Origin of the sequence: Psychromarinibacter sp. S121, assembly GCF_049801035.1 — a bacterium.
Lineage (GTDB): Bacteria > Pseudomonadota > Alphaproteobacteria > Rhodobacterales > Rhodobacteraceae > Psychromarinibacter.
Genome location: NZ_JBNAGE010000005.1, coordinates 111,532 through 129,837 on the forward strand (window position 1 = coordinate 111,532; position 18,306 = coordinate 129,837).

Consider the following 18,306-nt stretch of genomic DNA (forward strand, 5'->3'; position numbering starts at 1 on the left):
CCGAAGTCGCCTTTATCATCCCGGCCTACAACGCCGCTCTGCATCTGAGCGAGACCATTGAAAGTGTTCGGGCGCAGTCCGTCGAAGATTGGGAAATCGTGATCGTCGACGACGGCTCGGCGGATGCAACCGCTGACTTGGCGCGGGACTGGGCGGGGCGCGACAGCCGGATCAATCTTGTTCAGCAAGAGAACGCCGGCGCCAGCGCCGCACGGAACAGCGGGATGAAGGCGACAACCGCCACGTATGTCGTTTTCCTGGACAGCGACGATTGGGTTTCGCCTGACTTCCTGAAGAAATTGCTGCCGCGTGTCACGCGACGGAAGCTGGACGGCGCCTTCTGCGCTGCGGTTGATGTCGACGAGCATGGAGAGCGGGGCAAATACTGGCAACCGGTCCCGCGGCAGGAGTTTTTCAACACCACGGCGCACGACTGCCCGATCGCCGTCCATTGCGGCCTCCTTCGCCGGTCGCTTGTCCTCGAAGTCGGCGGCTGGGATGCCACGTTGAAGACCTGCGAGGATTGGGACCTTTGGCAAAGGCTTGCGCGCTCCAAGGGCAAGTTCGCGAACACGTCCGAAGTTCTTGCGTTCATTCGCCTTCGCCCCGGTTCGTTGTCCCGATCCGCCGCTCACAACCTTGCCGCCGACGGGGCCAAGGTCATTCGCCGCGGCCACCAGCCCGACGCCCGCGTTCCGGATCCCGATCCTCAATGGGCCAAGGGCGCACCGCCGGAAGCCATGGCCCACACGCTTGCCATGCATCTGACATGGGCGGCCATCCTCGACATCGCGACAGGAGGCACCGGCAAAAAGATCCTTGACGACGATTGTGATTTTGCAAATGCCGACATCACGCCCTACGGGCTGGCCGCGACGATCCACGATGCGATATCGCACGGGACCGGAGAGCTTCAAAGCGATTGGTCGGACTATTGGCCCCGCATCACGGATCTTCTCGAAACCATCGAAGACCGCTGCGGCGACCCGAAATTGAAGCAACGCACACTTCGCTTGCTGGAGACGCTTGTGTTCCGCCACGCGCACCTGAGCGAACCGACGGCGATCGGCGGCACGTACTGGACGTCGATCGACGTGATCGATCCGATATCATCGCTGGACGTGCCGCCAGGCCACGATCAGGCGGCCATCAACGTGTACCGCAAGGATAAGCGGTTCGGGACGGTAACGCTCGACGTGCGGGACGGCCATGTCGCGGCGCAGCGGATTTTCGACGCCGTGGCCGAGCGGATGGGCGGACGCATCGCGGCGCACGTTCTGCGGAAGAAAGGCCGGGACGCGTTGCCACTGATGGGGCCCATGGCAAAGACGGTGTTCCGGCGGTCGTTCGTCCGGTTTGCCGGCTACCTGAGCCAGCTCGAACCTGCCTCGCGGCGGGCTGCGCTGCGCCAATTCGCGATCCTGCACGGCGAGGAATTGGTAAAGGCATCAGGCATCCTGCGAACCGCCGAAGAACCGGATGCGGACACCCCCACCCCCTCGCCAGCTAACGTAATGGCAAAGAACCGCCAGCATACGGTCACGGTGACGTCCGATTACGGAACGGACTACTGGGAGGGGATCTTTTCCACGCAGGATCCGTGGGACTACACCAACGCGTACGAGCAGACGAAGTACCAGCAAACCATTGACGCGCTTCCCAATCGCCGTTTCGGGCGCGCGCTGGAACTTGCCTGCGCCGAGGGCCACTTCACGCAGCTTATCGCACCGCTGGTCGACGAACTGGTCGCAACCGATATCTCAGAGACTGCGGTGCAGCGGGCGGCAGAGGCGTGTTCCGCGCACACGAACATCCAGTACCAGACGCTCGACCTCATTCGCGACCCGGTCCCCGGGAAATTCGACCTGATTATCTGCAGCGAGGTCCTTTACTATTTCGAGCGCGGTTCCGAGATCCGCTCCCTTGCCGAACGCCTTCAGAAACACCTCAACCCCGGTGGCCTGATCCTGATGGCGCATGGCAACGTCGCCGCCATCCGTCCCGAAGAAACCGGGTTCGAGTGGGGGCACAACTTCGACGCCCGCTCGATCGGGAAGATCTTTTCCGACACCGACGGCCTGCAACTGGTCAAGGAGTTCAGAAGCGATCTTTACCGCATCCAGCTGCTGGAAACGACGGAGGGCTCCAACACCACCGTTTCCGCGCCCCCTATCATCGACATCGAGCGTGCCGAGGACCTGAACTTCTATGTTTCGTCTCAGATTGAATGGAACGGTTGCGCGCGGTTCAAGCAGGTGGAGGTCACCGACCGGCTGCCGATCCTGATGTACCATCGCGTTGCGAATGAAGGGAATCCGGGGCTGGACCCGTATCGTGTCACCCCCGAGCAGTTCGATGTGCAGATGCGTTATCTGGCGGACAACGGCTATCACGGCATCACGCTTGACGCGTGGCAGCGGTCGACCGATCGCTGCCGCGGCGTACCCGGCCGTGCGGTTTTGATCACTTTCGACGACGGTTATGTCGACTTCCGCGAGCACGCTTGGCCAATCCTGCAGAAGTATGGGTTCCCTGCCACGGTCTTCGTCGTGCCCGGGCTGGTTGGGAAAGCCGCGGAGTGGGACAGCAGGTTTGGCCCACCGGCGCCTCTTATGAATTGGGATCAAATCCGCGAGCTCGTCGCAGAGGGCGTGCAGATCGGCTCGCACACAATGACGCACCCTCTCCTCACCACGCTCTCGCACGACGAGGTCGCTTCGGAAGCGCTAATGTCGAGGACCGTGATCGAGCAGCAGATCGGTCATGCGGTCGACACCATCGCTTACCCCTACGGCGATCACAGCGAGATAGTCGAGCGGATCTTCGAAGATAACGGATATGCGATGGGTGTGACCACCAGCGGGATGCCGGCGAACGTGTTCGACCGTCATTTGCGGATAGGACGAATGGAACTATCGCCGACGGACGGGCCCGACGAAATGCGGGCAAAACTGCCAGCGCCCCGCCAGACGAACGCGCTGAGGCACCGGCGCGTCGCCCTGAAACAGGCAATGCGCAAGTTTCACAGCCGTTAACGGCTTATTAGGAACTTGCGCGCTATGGAGGGATCAGGACGTGCTGCGGCTTTGTGAAGGGGCGGTTAAAAAGCCCCTTCTCCGCTTAGCACAGTACGGCCGGTGCGAAGGATGATCCGCATGTCGCTATTGAAGGACCAATCACGGACGTAGCTCTCGTCCAGCTTACAACGCTCGGCAAAGGTCAACCGATTGCGGCCCGAGACCTGCCAAAGACCGGTGATCCCCGGACGTGCGCTGAGGTACGACGACATCCTTGGGCCGTAAAGGTCGACTTCCTTCCGCGTAACCGGGCGGGGTCCGACGACGCTCATGTCCCCGCGAAGAACGTTCACGAACTGCGGGATTTCATCGAGACTGCTTTTGCGGAGGAAATGACCGATCAGCGGAATAATCCGGGGGTCGTTCCGAAGTTTTCGGGTCGTTTCAAACTCTATTCGCGCCTTGGGGTTCGCAGCCAGATGGTCTTCCAGGATCTTGTCTGCACCGACTTTCATCGTGCGAAATTTGAGGCAGTCAAACCGAGCCCCTTGAAACCCGATGCGCTCGTGTCTGAAGATGATCGGACCCGGGCTTAGCAACCGGATCAGCACCGCGATAGCGACGAACAGAACCGCTCCTGCGGCGATCGCAAGGCCACTGAAAACCAAATCGAAGAGCCGTTTGGAAAACCGTCCTGCAGGCTGACTTTCCGCTAACGCAGCAGTGCTACAATTGAAGCAGGGACTGTTTCCGTTACACAGCGGGCAAGCCGCTCCTGCGGATACAAACGTCAAATCCATACTACCCTCATCCACAAATGATTCGTCCGGCAGTTGGCCGCCGTTAATTATTTTTGCTGCAACGATAGGTAGGCTTGTTGTGATTATCTCATTTAAATAGCTTCATTAATTTATTGGCAAACAGTTTCTGGCACGCGGACGCCGGAGCCGCCGAAAACCGACCATGCTGCGTCGCAGCGCCCGTCTGAGGGCAGCGAAAGGGCAAGATGGCTAAAATTAGGCAGAAGCTGGAAAATCTCCGGGCGCCGCTTTGGCTGCGACGGCCGGATCGATTGCTTTAAGCTTGGATGAATTTTTCTTTCAGACCGTTACGGCGATCGACAAAAGGCGCAAGGGCAGCCGGGCGCGCCCGATAGGCCCGCCACGACCGCAGTCCGGGCACGCTAGGAACAGCCGCTCAGTCCGCCGATGCGGACACCGCGTGAGGACTTATCCGCGCTTCAAGACCCTTCTTCCGGGCCAGGCCCAATAGGATCTCGTTGATCTTCGGCTCCATGCCCGCGACCGACCAGCGGGACAGATCGACCGCTCGCGAGGCACGCGCCATCCTCTCTGCAAGGCCATGCTCGCTCAGCAAGCGTTCAATCACATTCTCCATATCGTCGAACGCCTTCATTCCGACGACAAAGCCGTTCTCTCCGTCCTGAACGATTTCTTCGATACCCGGCAGGTCCGTGACCACGACCGGCTTCCCAGCAGCCACGTACTGAACGACGACGCGCGGCAGACCCTCGCGCAGCGACGGCAGGACGCAGATGTCAGCTGCTGTAATCCACTCCCCGACGTCCGAACGGAAGCCCATGAACCTGACGCTGTCCCCGACACCCAGGTCCGCCGCTTCCGCCTTCAGCTGATCTTCCAGTTCGCCTTGACCAAACAGGCACAGCGTCAGATCCGGATGACGACCGACCAGATTTGCGAAGATCCTGAGGAAGGCGCCGTGTTGCTTGCGCTCTTCAAGCGACGCAACGAAGACAATCATGCGTCCCGTCGGACGGCCATAGGGCACCGAGGCCAAGCGGAACCGTTCAAGGTCCATTCCGGAATAGACGATGTGATGCTGGTCAGGCTTGCCCAGACCGGCTGCAATGCCCGCATCCCGCATCCCCTTCGATACGGATAAGAAGGCGTCCGTATAGGGCGCTACAAGACGTTCCATCGCAAGATAAACTGCCCGTTTCGGCGCAGACACGTTCAGAAACGGCAGGATATGAACGCCATGCACAATGATCGGCACCTTTGCACGTCTGGCGGCATAGCGGGCCAGAAATCCGGCCTTCGACTGATGCGTGTGAACGACGTCCGGGGCAATCTCCCGAAAAATCCGTGTCAGGCGAAAGATGGCCTTTGCGTCGGCGACGGGTGAAATCTCTCGCAGGAGGATCGGCTCCTGCACGGTCTGCACCCGGTCATCGACCGTCGCCAGCGTCGATTGATCAACGTCGCGCCCGAAGACCAGCCACACGTCATGTCCACGGGCCGCCTGCGCATTGCAGGTTGCGATGGTGTTCTCCTCTGCGCCCGCGCGCAGCAGGCAAGTGATTGCGTGAACGATCCTCACTTGCGCGCGCCACCCAGCGAAAGGGACCGGGCACGGGACGCAAGATGGCGGGCGTGGGTCAGAAACGTCTCGGGCCGAGCGGTGACATAGGAAATCGCGAGGTAAAGCCGGGCTTTGCGCAAAGAGCCGTCAAGCGCGATGGCCTTGCGCAAATGAGCGCGGGCAGAGGCCTTGTCGTTTAGCCTGAAGTAGTGAACCGCCGTCTTGAACTCGATCTGTGCCTCACGTTTCGGCGCTACGCGTTCGAGGTCAGGCTGCAGGTTCAGCATGATCCTGGTGATCTCGCGCTTGCAGGCGATATTCTCCAGCCCGTAGGTCACCGAGCCAAGGCTTCCCTCCCATGCACGCCTGCGCACCAGCGCCTCGCGGATATGCTGCGCCCGCGACGTAGTCAGGATGCGAAGCCAGAATTCCTGTTCTTCGTTAAATCGCAGGTTCTCGTTCATCAGACCAGCGGCCCTGACCGCCTCGGCTGACACTACGGCGCACGACGGCAGGATCGGCCCGCCTCGGACGAAGATCTTCGCAAGCTGGTTGGTATCGTCCGCATCCACATGCGTGCAGACGGTGCGGCGGTCGTCGTAGTCCTGCGAGAAGGTCACGAAGTCGCAATAGATCAAGCCAACACCCGGATGCTTTTCCAGCACCGCTAGCTCTGTCTCCAGCTTGTGCGGCAGCCAGATGTCGTCGCCATCGAGAAAGGCGATATGACTGCCCTTTGCGATCCGCAAACCGTCGTTACGAGGCGCGGCGGCACCACCGCTGTTGGTCTCGCGCCGGACGATGCGGACCTTGGATTGCCCCTCTGCCGCTTTCTCCGCCGCCTCCACAGAGCCATCCGTCGACGCATCGTCTACCACGAGGATTTCAGCGATGCTGTCAAAAGCGGTCTGGGCCAGCACGCTTTCGATGCATTCTGCGATGCAGTCCTCCTGGTGGTAGGAGATGATGATGACTGTGAAGCTAGGCGACGGCATGTATCTGAGTTTCCGACAGCAAATCGTCATAGAGGCCGAGGTATCGCTTCGCCACCGCCTCTATAGAATAGAACTCTCGCACCCGGTGCTGTGCTGTTGCGCCGACGTTATCCAGCGCGGCGTCTTCCATCGACAGCGCCGTCTCCAGTTTGGCCCGAAGCGCGTCGGCGTCGCGGGGCGCTCCATAAAGCCAACCGGTCTCTCCCTGAACTATCAGGTCCGTGTTGCCCGAGACGCTGGACGCTACTTGCGGCACGCCGGCGGCCATTGCTTCCAGCAACGCATTGGACATGCCCTCGGCCAGCGCGGGCAGAACGAAAAGGTCAGAGGCGCCAAGGTAGCGCCCGACGTCCGAGACCCGCCCCACGAACACGGCTCGACCGTCAAGACCGACCGATTGCGCCATGTCGCGGTGAACATCCAGCAGGGCACCGTCGCCCAACAGCGCAAGTCGCGTCGGAAAGCGGTCATAGGGGATCTGCGAAAGTGCCGTCAGCAACGACTCGACGTTCTTTTGCCGCTCCATTCGCCCCACAAACAGCAGCAACCGTTCGCCCGGCAGAACGCCGAGTTCGCCGCGCAGGGCCGCTCGTTCTTCGGCTGTGATCGGGGTCACGGGTTCAACCCCGTTCGGGATAAGCTGACAGCGCGGCTCGGGGATACCGAAGGCCCGCGTGTCGTCGTACATTTCCTTGCTGATCGACACGATCCGCGTCGCATCCCTGGCAATCTCTTGCGCGGCGACTTTCCCCCAGACGAATTTCTTTCGCTCGAGGCTATAGAAATCAAGGTTCTGGCCCGCCGTTCCCAGCTTGACCAGCGACGGGACTCCAAGACGTTTCGCGGCACGCACCCCGACCCAGGCGTTCAGTTTCGCTTGGTGACAGTGGATCAACGAGATTTCGCCCGCGTGCTGCTTGATCCACTTCTGCGCCGCCAACATCCATTTCACCGAAGAGAAGATCCTGCGCCCACCCATCTGGGGCGGGGACGGCACCCGAAGACGGGTGATCGGAATGCCGTCCACAATTTCGTGCTCCGGGATGCCGTCGGTGCTGACGCTGGTCAGGATCTGGGGCCGCTCGCCCATCGCCTTCAGCGCCCGGCTCAGGCGGAGGCACTGCTGTTCGGCGCCCCCGAACACTTCGGGCATCATCTGACAACTGAGCATCAGGATTCCGCGACCGCCGGTTTCAGACATAACCAAACTTCCTAGCGGTGCGGCCACAGACGCAGCGAAGCGCAGCGGAATGCGCCATCGGAAGCCGCGGGACAGGCTTCGGCGACAGCGAAACGACCTGCGGGGCAAGTCGCGTGCGGTTTCCGCCGACGTTGTGCCCAGCCTCAAAGGCTTTGCCGTTTGTCACGGCGCGGCCGAGTTCACCGGTCTCTAGATCTGCGAACGTCCCGATGCGGCCTAGCACGGTCGCGGGGTCGCGCTGGAAATCTTCATAGCGCACGTGCATGTACCGATCCGGCCCTAGGGCCTGACCGATGCGCTGCGAAATCTTGTTGGCAAGCATCCAGCCCATGACGGGTCGCAGGGTATCCAAGGGCCGAGGTTTGCGGCGGCCTTCCAGCACCCAGTTGGACCCGGACTGCAGGTAAGAATTGGCCACCGCTCTCGGATCGCGGGTCAGGTGCAGGACGCGAACGTCAAGACCGCCCAGCCGCGCAAGCGCGATGGGCCGGCCGGCCGCGTCCTTTGCCGATTTGGAACTGTCCACGATCACTTCGGCATCGTGCTTGGCCGCCAAATGGTTGAACAGGCTGAGTGCATAGTCCCGGTAGACCGTGCAGTCGCCCTCTGCGATGTGACCCGCGATCAATTGGTCGAGATTGGCCCGCGACTCGACCCGGCGCACGACCCCGCCTTCTCCGTCCGGCCTGTCCGCAAGCCAATCCCCGTAGACCGGGCAGTCGCGGAAGATCGCGCCACAACTGCACGTCAGCGTGGTATCGGCCGCGTCATCGTGCAGGAAAGTAAGCTCGCCTGTCGACGCCACGTCCGGGTGGCCGTTCAACACCATGTCCATGATCGTGGAACCCGAGCGGCTGTATCCGGCAATGTAGAGAACGCGAGGCGTCTTTGGACTTTGCATCTGGTCCTGAGGGGAGCGGTCGTGTCTGGGCAACGTTAACTTATGGGAATTACGATGTCAGGCGCATTCCGGAAAACAGCGCCGTATACGTGGGATTTGACCTAACGATGAACAACTTAGCGCATTCCGCGCATCATCAACGCTCAATCCGTCGGCATCCTGAAAGAACCCGCTCGGTTTGATGGCTGCCACCATCACATTAGCATGCCCGCCGCGCACCCACGCCACCAATCCCCGAAGGGGCAGTTGCATCCGGTTAAGTTTCCGTGAACCCTAAGCCCATCATTCGGCACCATGCCGAAGGTCCGCGAAGGCGCTTGAAAACCGCCGGAGTGGACGGATGAAGGAATGCATATGCTGCCACATTTCCTCGTAGTCGGCGCAGAGAAAGCCGGGACCACGTGGCTCTATGATGTCATGCGCGGGCACCCTGCCCTGTTCCTCCCCGACACGAAAGAGGTGCACTTCTTCAACCGCCGGGATTCGAACCTGATCGAGACCGACAACTTTGCGCGTCGCGGGCTGGACTGGTATGAAAGGCACTTCGCGGCGGCGGCTCCGGACCAGATCCGGGGCGAGGCCACCCCGATGTACATCTGCGACGAAGACGCACCCGACCGCATCCGGAAGACTCTGGAAGATCCGCGGTTCATCCTGCTGCTGCGCGACCCGGTAACGCGAGCCATCTCGCACTACCGGATGGCGATGGCAAAATCCCATATCGACACCCCGCTCGACGCACTTGTCGACGCAGGCGACGCGCGCGTCCTCGAGCGCGGTCTGTATGCATCGCAACTGGAACGCTGGTTTTCGCTGTTTTCCCGCGAAAGCACGAAGGTCCTCATTTTTGAAGAGGTCATGGCCGCGCCCGAGACCGCGATGACGGAGATCGCGGACTGGTTCGGGATCGACCCCGAGCCGTTCATGGAGGCGCGGCTTGGCGAGCGCCGGAACGAGGCCAGCGGTTATCGCAGCGCCTGGGCCTATAACGCCTCTGTCCGCGGTGCCCGCGCCCTGCGCAATTTCCCCGCAACGCGCGGGATCGCCAAAAGGCTGAAGGCCATCGGCGTCTACGACTTTATCAAGTCCGCGAACCGGACCGCCCCACCTGAAACGAAGATCACCGCGACGGACCGTACGCGGCTTTGCGACTATTACCGCGACGACGTCAAACGCGTCGCCGCTTTGCTTGGTCGCGACGGACTTCCATGGGAGTGCGCCGCGCCGGCGGTGCCAGCGGATGGTCAGGACGTGGGCGAACTGATTTGAAGATCGACGTGAGACGAGTGGTGGAATGGTAACCTACGGAGTTTCAGAGCCGACCTATCCGACTCGTCGGGTGTCCACGCCACATGGGGCATTCAACGAACTCATCTATGTTCACCAAGTTCCGTTGCCCGGAAGCGCTGCGAACACCGTGCAGGTGGCGAAGATGTGCGATGCCTTCATCCGTGCGGGCGCGAAAACGACGCTTGTTCAGCCTGCGCCGCCTACCGATGCCGGCCACCGTCTCGCTGCATTCTACGGGCTGTCGCACCCGCCGAAAGTCGCGGCCGGCTTTGCCCCGAAGCTGCCCGGCCGGATGCTCATGTTCGGTCTCAGTGCCTGCCTGCGGCATGCCTGCAGGCGACACTCGCTGATCTACACCCGCTCGATCAGCGTGGCCTATGTTGCGGCGCGGCTGGGATATAACGTCGCCATCGAGATGCACGAGCCTCTTTGGGGCGACAAACCAAATGATCGCAAACGGTTCGAGAAACTCATCCAGGCGCGCGCGTTCACCTCTCTGGTCGTGATCAGCGAGAAGCTGGCCGACTGGTACGCCGAAACCTGCCCGGCGCTGGCCGGGCGCATCATCGTCGCACATGACGGGGCTGATCCGGTGACGAAGCCTGCCTCCCCCTTGGACCTGAAGGGAGACTTCCGCATCGGATATACCGGGCATCTCTACCCCGGAAAGGGCATGGAGTTGATCGCCGCTATCGCGCCGCTTCTGCCGGACGCCCAACTGCACGTCGTGGGAGGGCGGCCCGAAGACATCTCGTATTGGCAGGATGAGTTGGCGAAAGTGGGGACCGGCGAGAACATTACGTTCCACGGGCACCGGCCGCATTCCGAGGTCGCGGGCTATATCGAAGCCATGGACATCGTGCTCGCGCCATATCTGAGGTTCGTTCAGGGGCTTGGTGGCAAGGGCCGCAACCTGTCCGACTGGATGTCACCGCTTAAGCTGTTCGAATACATGGGACACGGCAAAGCCATCGTCTGCTCCGACCTGCCGGTCCTGCGCGAGGTTCTGACTGACGGCGTGAACGCCCGCCTTGCAAACCCCGATGCCCCGGAAGAGTGGGTCAGCGCGATCCGCGCGTTACATTCCTCGCCAGAGACGCGCGTGGCGTTGGGCGCTCGTGCCCGCGTCGACTTTGTCGAGAAGTACTCTTGGGACAGACGGGCCGAGCACATTCTTGACGGGTTGCGCATGGCCCGCACCCCAGCCGCCGAGGTATCGAGGGGGCAGCCTTGATGACGAGGTCTCTGCGCCGAGACAACTATCCGACCGCCAAAGCGGCAAACGACCCAAAGGACACCGACAGATGAACCAAACGACCGCGCCTGCCCCTCCGAAACCGACTGGCTGGCGGAAGAAATGGCGCAATGCGAAACGCTTTACCTTCTCGAAAAAAAAGCTCTCGACGCGCAACCTCGACCGACTGTGCCGAGACACCGCCACCGACGAGATGACGTTGGTCATCCACTCCGAAGACGTCGACCACGCACCTTATTTTCCAAACGCTTACACTGTCACAAAGCGCCCGGACGTTCCGGCGGACATGCACGTCGACTTGTACTACCGCGAACTCAACAAGATTGCGGACGAAAGCTACAACGTAATCCTCTGCACCGGGCTGCTGGAGCACATCCCCGATCCCGACCGCATCATTGGCGAGATGCACCGCATCCTTAAACCCGGCGGGCGTCTGATCATTTCTGCTTCGGCGGTGTTCTCGTTCCACGAATGTCCGAATAACTTCTTTCACTTCACGCCCTACGGTTTCCGGTTGCTGTTCAAGGATTGGCAGGGTTTCGACATGTTGCGCGGCGCCAGCCAACCCTTCGAGACTATCGGCATCTTGATCCAGCGCATCCTCCTGCAATGCGACATCATCCCGATTTTCCGTCCAATCATCGAGCTGATGGCGCACACAATGCGGCTGTTCGACTTTACAATCCTCAAACAGTACGAGACGCGAGAGTTCCGGGACGCCCGTAGCGAGTGCGACACCATGCTGCCGTCGAACATGCAGGCCGTGGTAGTGAAATGACACGCAGCGATTTGATTAAAGGCAGAGAGTTTCGCGACGCCTGGCATCCGCTGCGAACTGTTGGCCTTTAGCGTCGAGACTGATCTGAATGCCCAAACCGATCTGGTCGCTGCGTGACAGACCCGAGCTCACGACGCTCGACACCGATATCTGCATCGTGGGCTCGGGTCCGGCCGGCGGCGTGCCCGCGGTTGAACTGGCGCGGGCCGGTCGCCGCGTTCTGGTTCTCGAGGCAGGAACGGCGACAAAGCCGTTGCCCGATACCACCGTCCACGAAATGGTCCTCACAGGCACCGCAGACATTGCATTCGGGCGGGCGCTACAATTCGGCGGCTCTTCTAACCTTTGGGCGGGGCGCGTGGCGCCGCTGGACGCAGTGGATTTCGCCGAACGCCGCTGGGTCGATGGCAACTGGCCGATCCCTTACGAGGCGCTCGCGCCGTACTACGCCCGGGCGTTCGAGATGATGGGCGTGTCGCTAGGCAAGTGGCAGCCATCTAAAGGACTCGAAGGTCTCACGTACAAGCCCTTTGTCTGGTCCGAACCGCCCTTCCGCATCGGAACGCTGTTAAGGGAGGTGGCCGAGTCCTATGCGAACCTGCATGTCTGCACGGATGCGCCGGTCACGCGGATTCACGCGGATGAAGCAGGAACGGTAACAACACTAGATGTCGCGCATCCGGCGGGACACACACTATCGGTAAAAGCCCGCGTCTTCATCCTCGCCAGCGGCGGGCTGGAGGTTCCCCGGCTGATGCTAGCTAGTCGCAACGGCGATACGGGAATTGGGGGTCGCCTGCTGGGGCGATACTTCTCGACACATCCCAAGGCAGACATCGCGACGCTTACGCTGGGTCGCGCGGTCTCGACCCGCAACGCGTTGTTCAGCGACACGCGCGTTCAGGGGCAACTCATGCGGATCGGTATGGCCCTTTCGGCGCAGGATCAAGAAAGCATCGAAGGGCTGAATCACTATGTCCAGCTCAGCCCTTTCCTCGAATACCGCGCCAGCAAGCTGTTCGAAGCCGCGCGTCAGAAAGGCGTTTCTCGCAACTCTCTTGCGACCGGCAACCCGACCGCACGGCGCATTCTGGGAAGCATTGGGCTCAAGACGTTCAACACGCTGGGACGTCTCGGCAAGCTGGAGCCCCGCGCGAAGTCCTTCGTGCTACGTGGCTTTTTCGACCAGTTCCCGGACCCAGACAACCGGATCGCGCTAAGTGCCGAGCGCGACCAACTAGGAATGCCAAAGATCAATATAACTTGGCACTTCCGCGAGCGGGACCAGGCGTCGGTAGTCGGCTTCATGCAGCGGCTGGACGAACTGCTGAAGGCGCAACGCGTCGGCGCCGTGAACTACCGGAACCTCGCGGAGGCGAGCGACTGGGGGCTGACCGGGATTCACTCGCATTTTATGGGAACGACCCGCATGGGACACTCCGCGGCTAACGGTGTCGTCGACAGCGACAACTGCGTCTTTGGAACACCCAACCTTTATGTCTCTGGGCCATCGGTCTTTCCGACATACGGGAACGCGAATCCGTTCCTGACCATTGCCGCCCTCGGCATGCGCCTAGCGGACCACCTGATCTTGATGCACCCCCGTTAAGTCGGGCTACTTATGCTTCGGTGCCTTCTTCCGGCGCAGCTTCGCGATGATGAAGCTGCGCAGCCAGTCGCCGTGCGGGCCCAGAAAACGCCCCGGCAGCATCAAGACGATGGGAAGCGCGAGCAGCATCGACAGCAGCAGCAGACCGCCTTCCGCCCAGAAGCCCGCACCGGTGCCCACCGCCAACCAGCGGCCAGCCAGCGCCACAAGGGTGATGATCGCGGCGCCAAGCAGGCCGGGAAGAAAGTAACCAAGAAGGTGCGACTGCCGCATGCGCTGAGCCCGCATGATCACCGCGGTGAACACGACAAAGTTCAACCACGCTACCCCGGTCACTGCGCCAGCCACAGCGTTCAGCCCATAGGGCGCAGCGATGAGACAGGCGGCGATCAGGAAGGTCAGGTTGCTCAGCTGAAGCGCAGTACTGGTCCACAGACGCGCGCTAGCCTGAAATAGAGCCGCGTTGATACGGTTCGCCGTGCGCGGAACGATCCCCAGACCAAGCAGCGCAAACGGCACCACCGCTGCGGTCCACTGCGGACCCAGCATAAGCAGTACGATCCACTCGCTAAGAAAGCAGACTGGCACCGTGATCAGAGCGGCACCAAACACCGCACCCGTCATCGACCGCCCATAACCGGATTCCAGTCGTTCCGGCTGATCCTGAATCGACGAAAGGACCGGAAACAGGACGAAGCTGAACGTCTGGCCAAGCCTTTTCGTCTGCTGCACGATCAATAGGAACGCCCGAGAGTATATGCCTAGCGCCTCGGCGCCAAGCAGACGACCGACTATTACATAGTCCGCCTCACCCGCGATACGGGCAACCGCAGTCGAGCTGGAGTAGCCGATCCCGAAACTTAGAAGCCGTCGGGCCGAGGATAAGCTAAACCGAATGCCGGGCAACGGCGGGTAATAGAGGCTGTACAGAAGCAGCGTCACCAGTGACTGTCCGATCTGCGCAATCACCAGCGCCCAGACGCCCCAGCCCAGCCATGCGAGCGGCAGAACCACCGCCGAATACCCCAGAACCACCGAAGCCGACGCAACCTTGGCCGCCTTTGAGAAATGCAAATCCCGCGACATGCGTGCCTTTGCGAGCGCTGTGAGGCCTTGCATGAAAAAGATAATCGCAACGGCGCGGAGGTAGGGCACGATCTCGGGCATCGCGAACAGTGCGGCGATAGCGTCCGCGAAGAGCCAGACCAGCACTGTGAAGATGGTGGCGAGGCAGACTGACAGCGTTTGCGCCGTCATCATGTCTACGCGATCGATATCCTTCCGTTGGATCAACGCTGGTGCGAGGCCCACGTTTCCGAGTATTTCCGATATGTTGACGACGGTCATGACGGCAGCGAAGAGGCCGAACTCTGAGGGCGTAATGAGACGGGCCAATACGACCAAGGTCCCAAGACGCACCAGAGCCTGCATCCCGGTGCCCAGCGCGATCCAACCCAATCCGCCGAGAAGCTTGTCGGACAGGCTTCCGCCGCCCTTGCCTTTGTCAGTCAATTCGATGCCACCGTTGCGATTTCCTGCCTGAGCGGCTCGGCGTGGTTCTCCTGAGCGGCGGCACTCGCAACGGCATCCTGTATACTCCGTCCATCCCGCCGGACCGCTCGGACAGTCGGCACGATCAGGACTACGACCGCAAGTGTGACCGGTAAGACCGGCGCGATAGGAGTTTGCGGTTCATCCGGTTCAGCACGATCCCGTGCGGCGTCACCCCTGCCCGTTCCAGCATCTCAAGGCCTTGCAGGATCTTGCTGCGTGGCGTGCGGTTCCAGTTGACGACGTACAGGCAGGTGTCCGCCGCCTGAGCCACGGCGATTGCGTCCGACACGGCCAGAAGCGGAGGCGTATCGATGACGACCAAACCGTAGTGTTCGCGCGCCGACTGCATCAATGCGCCAAATTCTTCAGTCGCGAAAAAGTCGATTGGGCTGTCGACGCCATGACCGACCCCAAGAAACCCGCCGCCGATGGGCTCGGACTGCTTGATCGTCCAGTCGATTTCGTTTGTTGCGTCGGCTTTTTTATCGTTCTGAAGCGTCTTGGTAAGGGCCGAGGTGCGGAAGTCCCCGTCGATCAACAGCACCTCGTCTTTGCTCTTGGCGAAGCTGCGGGTCAAAGCGAGCGCGACCGAGGTCTTTCCCTCCCCCGGTACGGCAGAGCATACGGCGACGACCCGTCCGGGTTTTCCGGGTGGCGGCAGCGACAGCGACAGGCGCAAGTCGTTGACAGCCTCGAAGTGCATCCGATCCCGAGGGTTTACCAGCCGTGCGATCTTATGGTTTCGGTTCAACATGCCGACTTTCGGCAGTTCGCCGACGACCGGGTAACCCGACACCGCCTCCATCTCTTTGGTCGAGCGGATTCCACGGTTGAAGCTCTCGCGCCAGAACACGAAGAACATCCCAAGGAAAAGGCCGCCCACCGCGCCGACCGCGATCAGCCGCTTCTTCTTGGGCGAGGACGGGCCGAACGGCGTGATCGCCTGCGACAGGACGCGGGCGTCCGCGCGATGCAGACCGTCCTGCACAGAGATCTCTTTCAGCCGCGACAGGAAATACTGGTAAAGTTCACGGGTCGCTTCGACATCGTTGGTCAGTTGATCAACCACAATCCGGTTCTCCAGCCGGTCGCCGGTTGCGTTGAACCGGCTGTCTTCAAGCTGACGTTCCGCATCCCGAAGCTCTTGCTGCAATTCGGTCACCCGGGTCGACAGCCACTCGACGCCCTCCTGCGTCGAAAGTGACTTCAACTCGATCTGCTGGTCGAGGTAGGAGGCTGCGATCGCGTTGGCGATCTCGGCCGATTTCTCGGCACCCGAGGTGACGACGCTGACCTCGATGATGTAGGTCAGCGGTTCGTTCCGAACCTCGATGCTGTTCATCAACGAAGATACCGCAACATCGCGACCTCTGGCCCTGAAGAGATCGGCCTCGTCCGCCGGAACGTCCTCAGGATCGGTCCAGGCAAGGTAGTTGAACTCGGTGTCTTCGATCAGGTTCAGCCGGTCCACGACCTTGCCGAGAAGCTCCCTGCTTTGCAGGATGCCAACCTCTGAGTTTAGCGACGACTGGTTGACCGCGAAATCTTCGGTCGGGCTATCAAGATCGACGAACTGGTTCTTCCGCGTCTCGATCAGGATGGTCGTATACGAGCGATAAAGCGGGGTCGCGACGTAATTGACATAGTACCAGACCAGTCCCACCGACACAGCGACGGCCAGAAGAAGGATCAGTGCGTTGCGCGCAAGTGCCCGGAAAACGTCGGACAGGCTGATAAGGTCGGGATCCGGGTTGATCCGGGCGGACAGCGGCCTGATGTCGACCCGTGATCCCTGCGCAAGGTCTATTCCGGGTTTTTGCTGCACTGTCTTGCCTCAAGGTTCATGATGCATTCCCACCTCATGCGGCGGCCCGATTGCCGGGCGCACGAACGCCGCAGAGCGTGTCGTAGAGTTCCAGATGCTTATCGACAGCATAGCCGATGTCATAGCGGTCCGCGAATGCGCCATTGTCTCGACGTCCGTCGGCGATGCGGATGAGTGCCTCGGCCATCTGCCGTGTGTCGTGCGGGTCGAAGGTCGGTTGATCGGTACCGGCAACCTCGCGCAGCGTGTCGATTGCGGACACGGCGACCGGAAGTCCGGCTGCCAGCGCCTCGACCAGCGCATTGCAGAACCCTTCAAACACCGACGGCATCACGAAACCGTCCCACTCGTAGAGCCTTTGGTACACCGCTTCGCGGGGAATGCCGCCGCAGAAGGTGACGGAGCCCGCCACGCCCGCTGCGGATGCTGCACCTTCCAGTTCAGCGCGGAGCTTTCCGTCGCCAACGATCTCCAACCGTATGTCCCGTCCCGACTGGCTGCGTGCAAGCGTCAGCGCCTCGATCAGGCGCCGCTGGTTTTTCTGAGGCACAAGCCGCCCAACGTTGCCGATGACGACCGGCGCGTTCCCGGCGGGGGCCGTCCGCGCGCCGGACGGCGCATGCGCCCGCACTCGCCGCAGATCGACACCGTTATATATCCGCTGACGCTTGTTTTTGGTCAGCCACCCTTCAAGGCGAGAGAACGACTGAAGTGTTGTGTCGGAATTGCAGACGACACGGGATACGAACGGGTAGATGATCGGGTTTATGACGCGTTGGTGCCACGGCAGAAAGCGATGGTCGTTGTGCTCGGTCTTGACCAGCACCGGCCGGGGTTTCATCCCAGCTGCGATCCTCGTGCACCAAAGGGCCGAGACGGTGTGGTGCATGTGAACAATGTCGGGCTGGACGTCGCGCATCAGGTCTCTCAACCGGCGAATGGCCGGTTTATCGAAGGCACCATCCGCCTTTATCTGCCGTACGTCAGCCGCACGTCCAACAGCAGGATGATCGCTGCGCTCGTAGAAGCTGGCGATCACCATGCCCTGACGTCGGTCCGAGATCGCCAGAGCCAGTTCCAGCGGGATCGACTGCTCGTCGGCGGCATTAACCACGTGGAGGACCTTCACCGCAGGACCCCTCGTATGGTGCAGCGAAGCGTGACACAGCCATCAGCGGCATTCCGGGGCACCGGAAGCGCCCGATGAACAGTCGCCCCATCGAGGCAAGTGGCGCTTGGCTTCAAAGTGCCGAACGGAGAAAAGTCGGAAATGTGCATTTTCGCGCGAAGCTGGTTTTGCCCCTCTCACGGAACCATTTAACTCTCTTTGATTTTGCCCATCATCGCAAGGGACCGGCAAAATTGCCGTTCAAATCGTGATAGTTCGGTCGAAAGTGCTGCCATTTCGATCAAGGCGCGCTCGCTTTGGCACAAACCTGCGCCGGGCGCTTTCGCCAGCTTTCAGCAAAGGCACAAGACGTATACAGTTCGATGGTGCGTCAGCGTTCCGTCCGCACAAGCAATCGGTGCCACATCGC

13 protein-coding genes are annotated in these 18,306 nt (G+C 61.1%); 5 read left to right on the forward strand and 8 right to left on the reverse strand.

All coding sequences use genetic code 11. The features are described 5' to 3' along the window. The first annotated feature begins 17 nt into the window (after window positions 1-17). The gene (locus ACP156_RS21150) at window positions 18-3,035 is read left to right on the forward strand and encodes a glycosyltransferase (protein WP_425053520.1); all 3,018 of its coding nucleotides are present in this window, start codon (window positions 18-20) and stop codon (window positions 3,033-3,035) included. Between the two features lie 65 nt (window positions 3,036-3,100). On the opposite strand, the gene ACP156_RS21155 is transcribed toward ACP156_RS21150, so the two are convergent. From ACP156_RS21155 to ACP156_RS21175, 5 genes are all read right to left on the reverse strand, one after another. Next, window positions 3,101-3,817, reverse strand: a complete 717-nt coding sequence (locus tag ACP156_RS21155) for a sugar transferase (protein ID WP_425053377.1) — start codon at window positions 3,815-3,817, stop codon at window positions 3,101-3,103. 397 nt (window positions 3,818-4,214) lie between these two features. After that, entirely contained in the window at window positions 4,215-5,378 is a 1,164-nt protein-coding gene (locus ACP156_RS21160; protein ID WP_425053378.1) for a glycosyltransferase family 4 protein, read from the reverse strand. Then, on the reverse strand, window positions 5,375-6,355 hold the full coding sequence (locus tag ACP156_RS21165) for a glycosyltransferase family 2 protein (protein WP_425053379.1): 981 nt from the start codon (window positions 6,353-6,355) through the stop codon (window positions 5,375-5,377). The genes ACP156_RS21160 and ACP156_RS21165 overlap by 4 nt, the downstream gene beginning before the upstream one ends. Beyond that, a complete protein-coding gene (locus ACP156_RS21170; RefSeq protein WP_425053380.1) occupies window positions 6,342-7,556 on the reverse strand; it encodes a glycosyltransferase family 4 protein in 1,215 nt (404 codons plus the stop codon). Before ACP156_RS21170 ends, ACP156_RS21165 begins: the two co-directional genes overlap by 14 nt. Next, entirely contained in the window at window positions 7,549-8,490 is a 942-nt protein-coding gene (locus tag ACP156_RS21175; RefSeq protein WP_425053381.1) for a sulfotransferase family protein, read from the reverse strand. The genes ACP156_RS21170 and ACP156_RS21175 overlap by 8 nt, the downstream gene beginning before the upstream one ends. Before the next feature lie 315 nt (window positions 8,491-8,805). Between ACP156_RS21175 and ACP156_RS21180 the strand changes: the two genes are divergently transcribed. The 4 genes from ACP156_RS21180 to ACP156_RS21195 all read left to right on the forward strand — a co-directional run bounded on the left by ACP156_RS21180 (window position 8,806) and on the right by ACP156_RS21195 (window position 13,389). Next, window positions 8,806-9,726, forward strand: a complete 921-nt coding sequence (locus tag ACP156_RS21180) for a sulfotransferase (RefSeq protein WP_425053382.1) — start codon at window positions 8,806-8,808, stop codon at window positions 9,724-9,726. 163 nt (window positions 9,727-9,889) lie between these two features. Further along, entirely contained in the window at window positions 9,890-10,981 is a 1,092-nt protein-coding gene (locus ACP156_RS21185) for a glycosyltransferase family 4 protein (protein WP_425053383.1), read from the forward strand. Between the two features lie 70 nt (window positions 10,982-11,051). Next, on the forward strand, window positions 11,052-11,780 hold the full coding sequence (locus ACP156_RS21190; RefSeq protein ID WP_425053384.1) for a class I SAM-dependent methyltransferase: 729 nt from the start codon (window positions 11,052-11,054) through the stop codon (window positions 11,778-11,780). Between the two features lie 88 nt (window positions 11,781-11,868). Next, on the forward strand, window positions 11,869-13,389 hold the full coding sequence (locus ACP156_RS21195) for a GMC oxidoreductase (RefSeq protein WP_425053385.1): 1,521 nt from the start codon (window positions 11,869-11,871) through the stop codon (window positions 13,387-13,389). A gap of 6 nt (window positions 13,390-13,395) precedes the next feature. Here the strand turns inward: ACP156_RS21195 and ACP156_RS21200 are convergent, their stop codons facing one another. The 3 genes from ACP156_RS21200 to ACP156_RS21210 all read right to left on the reverse strand — a co-directional run bounded on the left by ACP156_RS21200 (window position 13,396) and on the right by ACP156_RS21210 (window position 17,897). Beyond that, window positions 13,396-14,901 (reverse strand): lipopolysaccharide biosynthesis protein, encoded by a 1,506-nt coding sequence (locus ACP156_RS21200; RefSeq protein ID WP_425053386.1) that lies wholly within the window; start codon window positions 14,899-14,901, stop codon window positions 13,396-13,398. A gap of 130 nt (window positions 14,902-15,031) precedes the next feature. Beyond that, entirely contained in the window at window positions 15,032-16,768 is a 1,737-nt protein-coding gene (locus ACP156_RS21205) for a GumC family protein (RefSeq protein ID WP_425053387.1), read from the reverse strand. A 34-nt stretch (window positions 16,769-16,802) separates the two neighbouring features. Continuing rightward, window positions 16,803-17,897 (reverse strand): glycosyltransferase, encoded by a 1,095-nt coding sequence (locus ACP156_RS21210; RefSeq protein ID WP_425053388.1) that lies wholly within the window; start codon window positions 17,895-17,897, stop codon window positions 16,803-16,805. Window positions 17,898-18,306 lie beyond the last annotated feature (409 nt).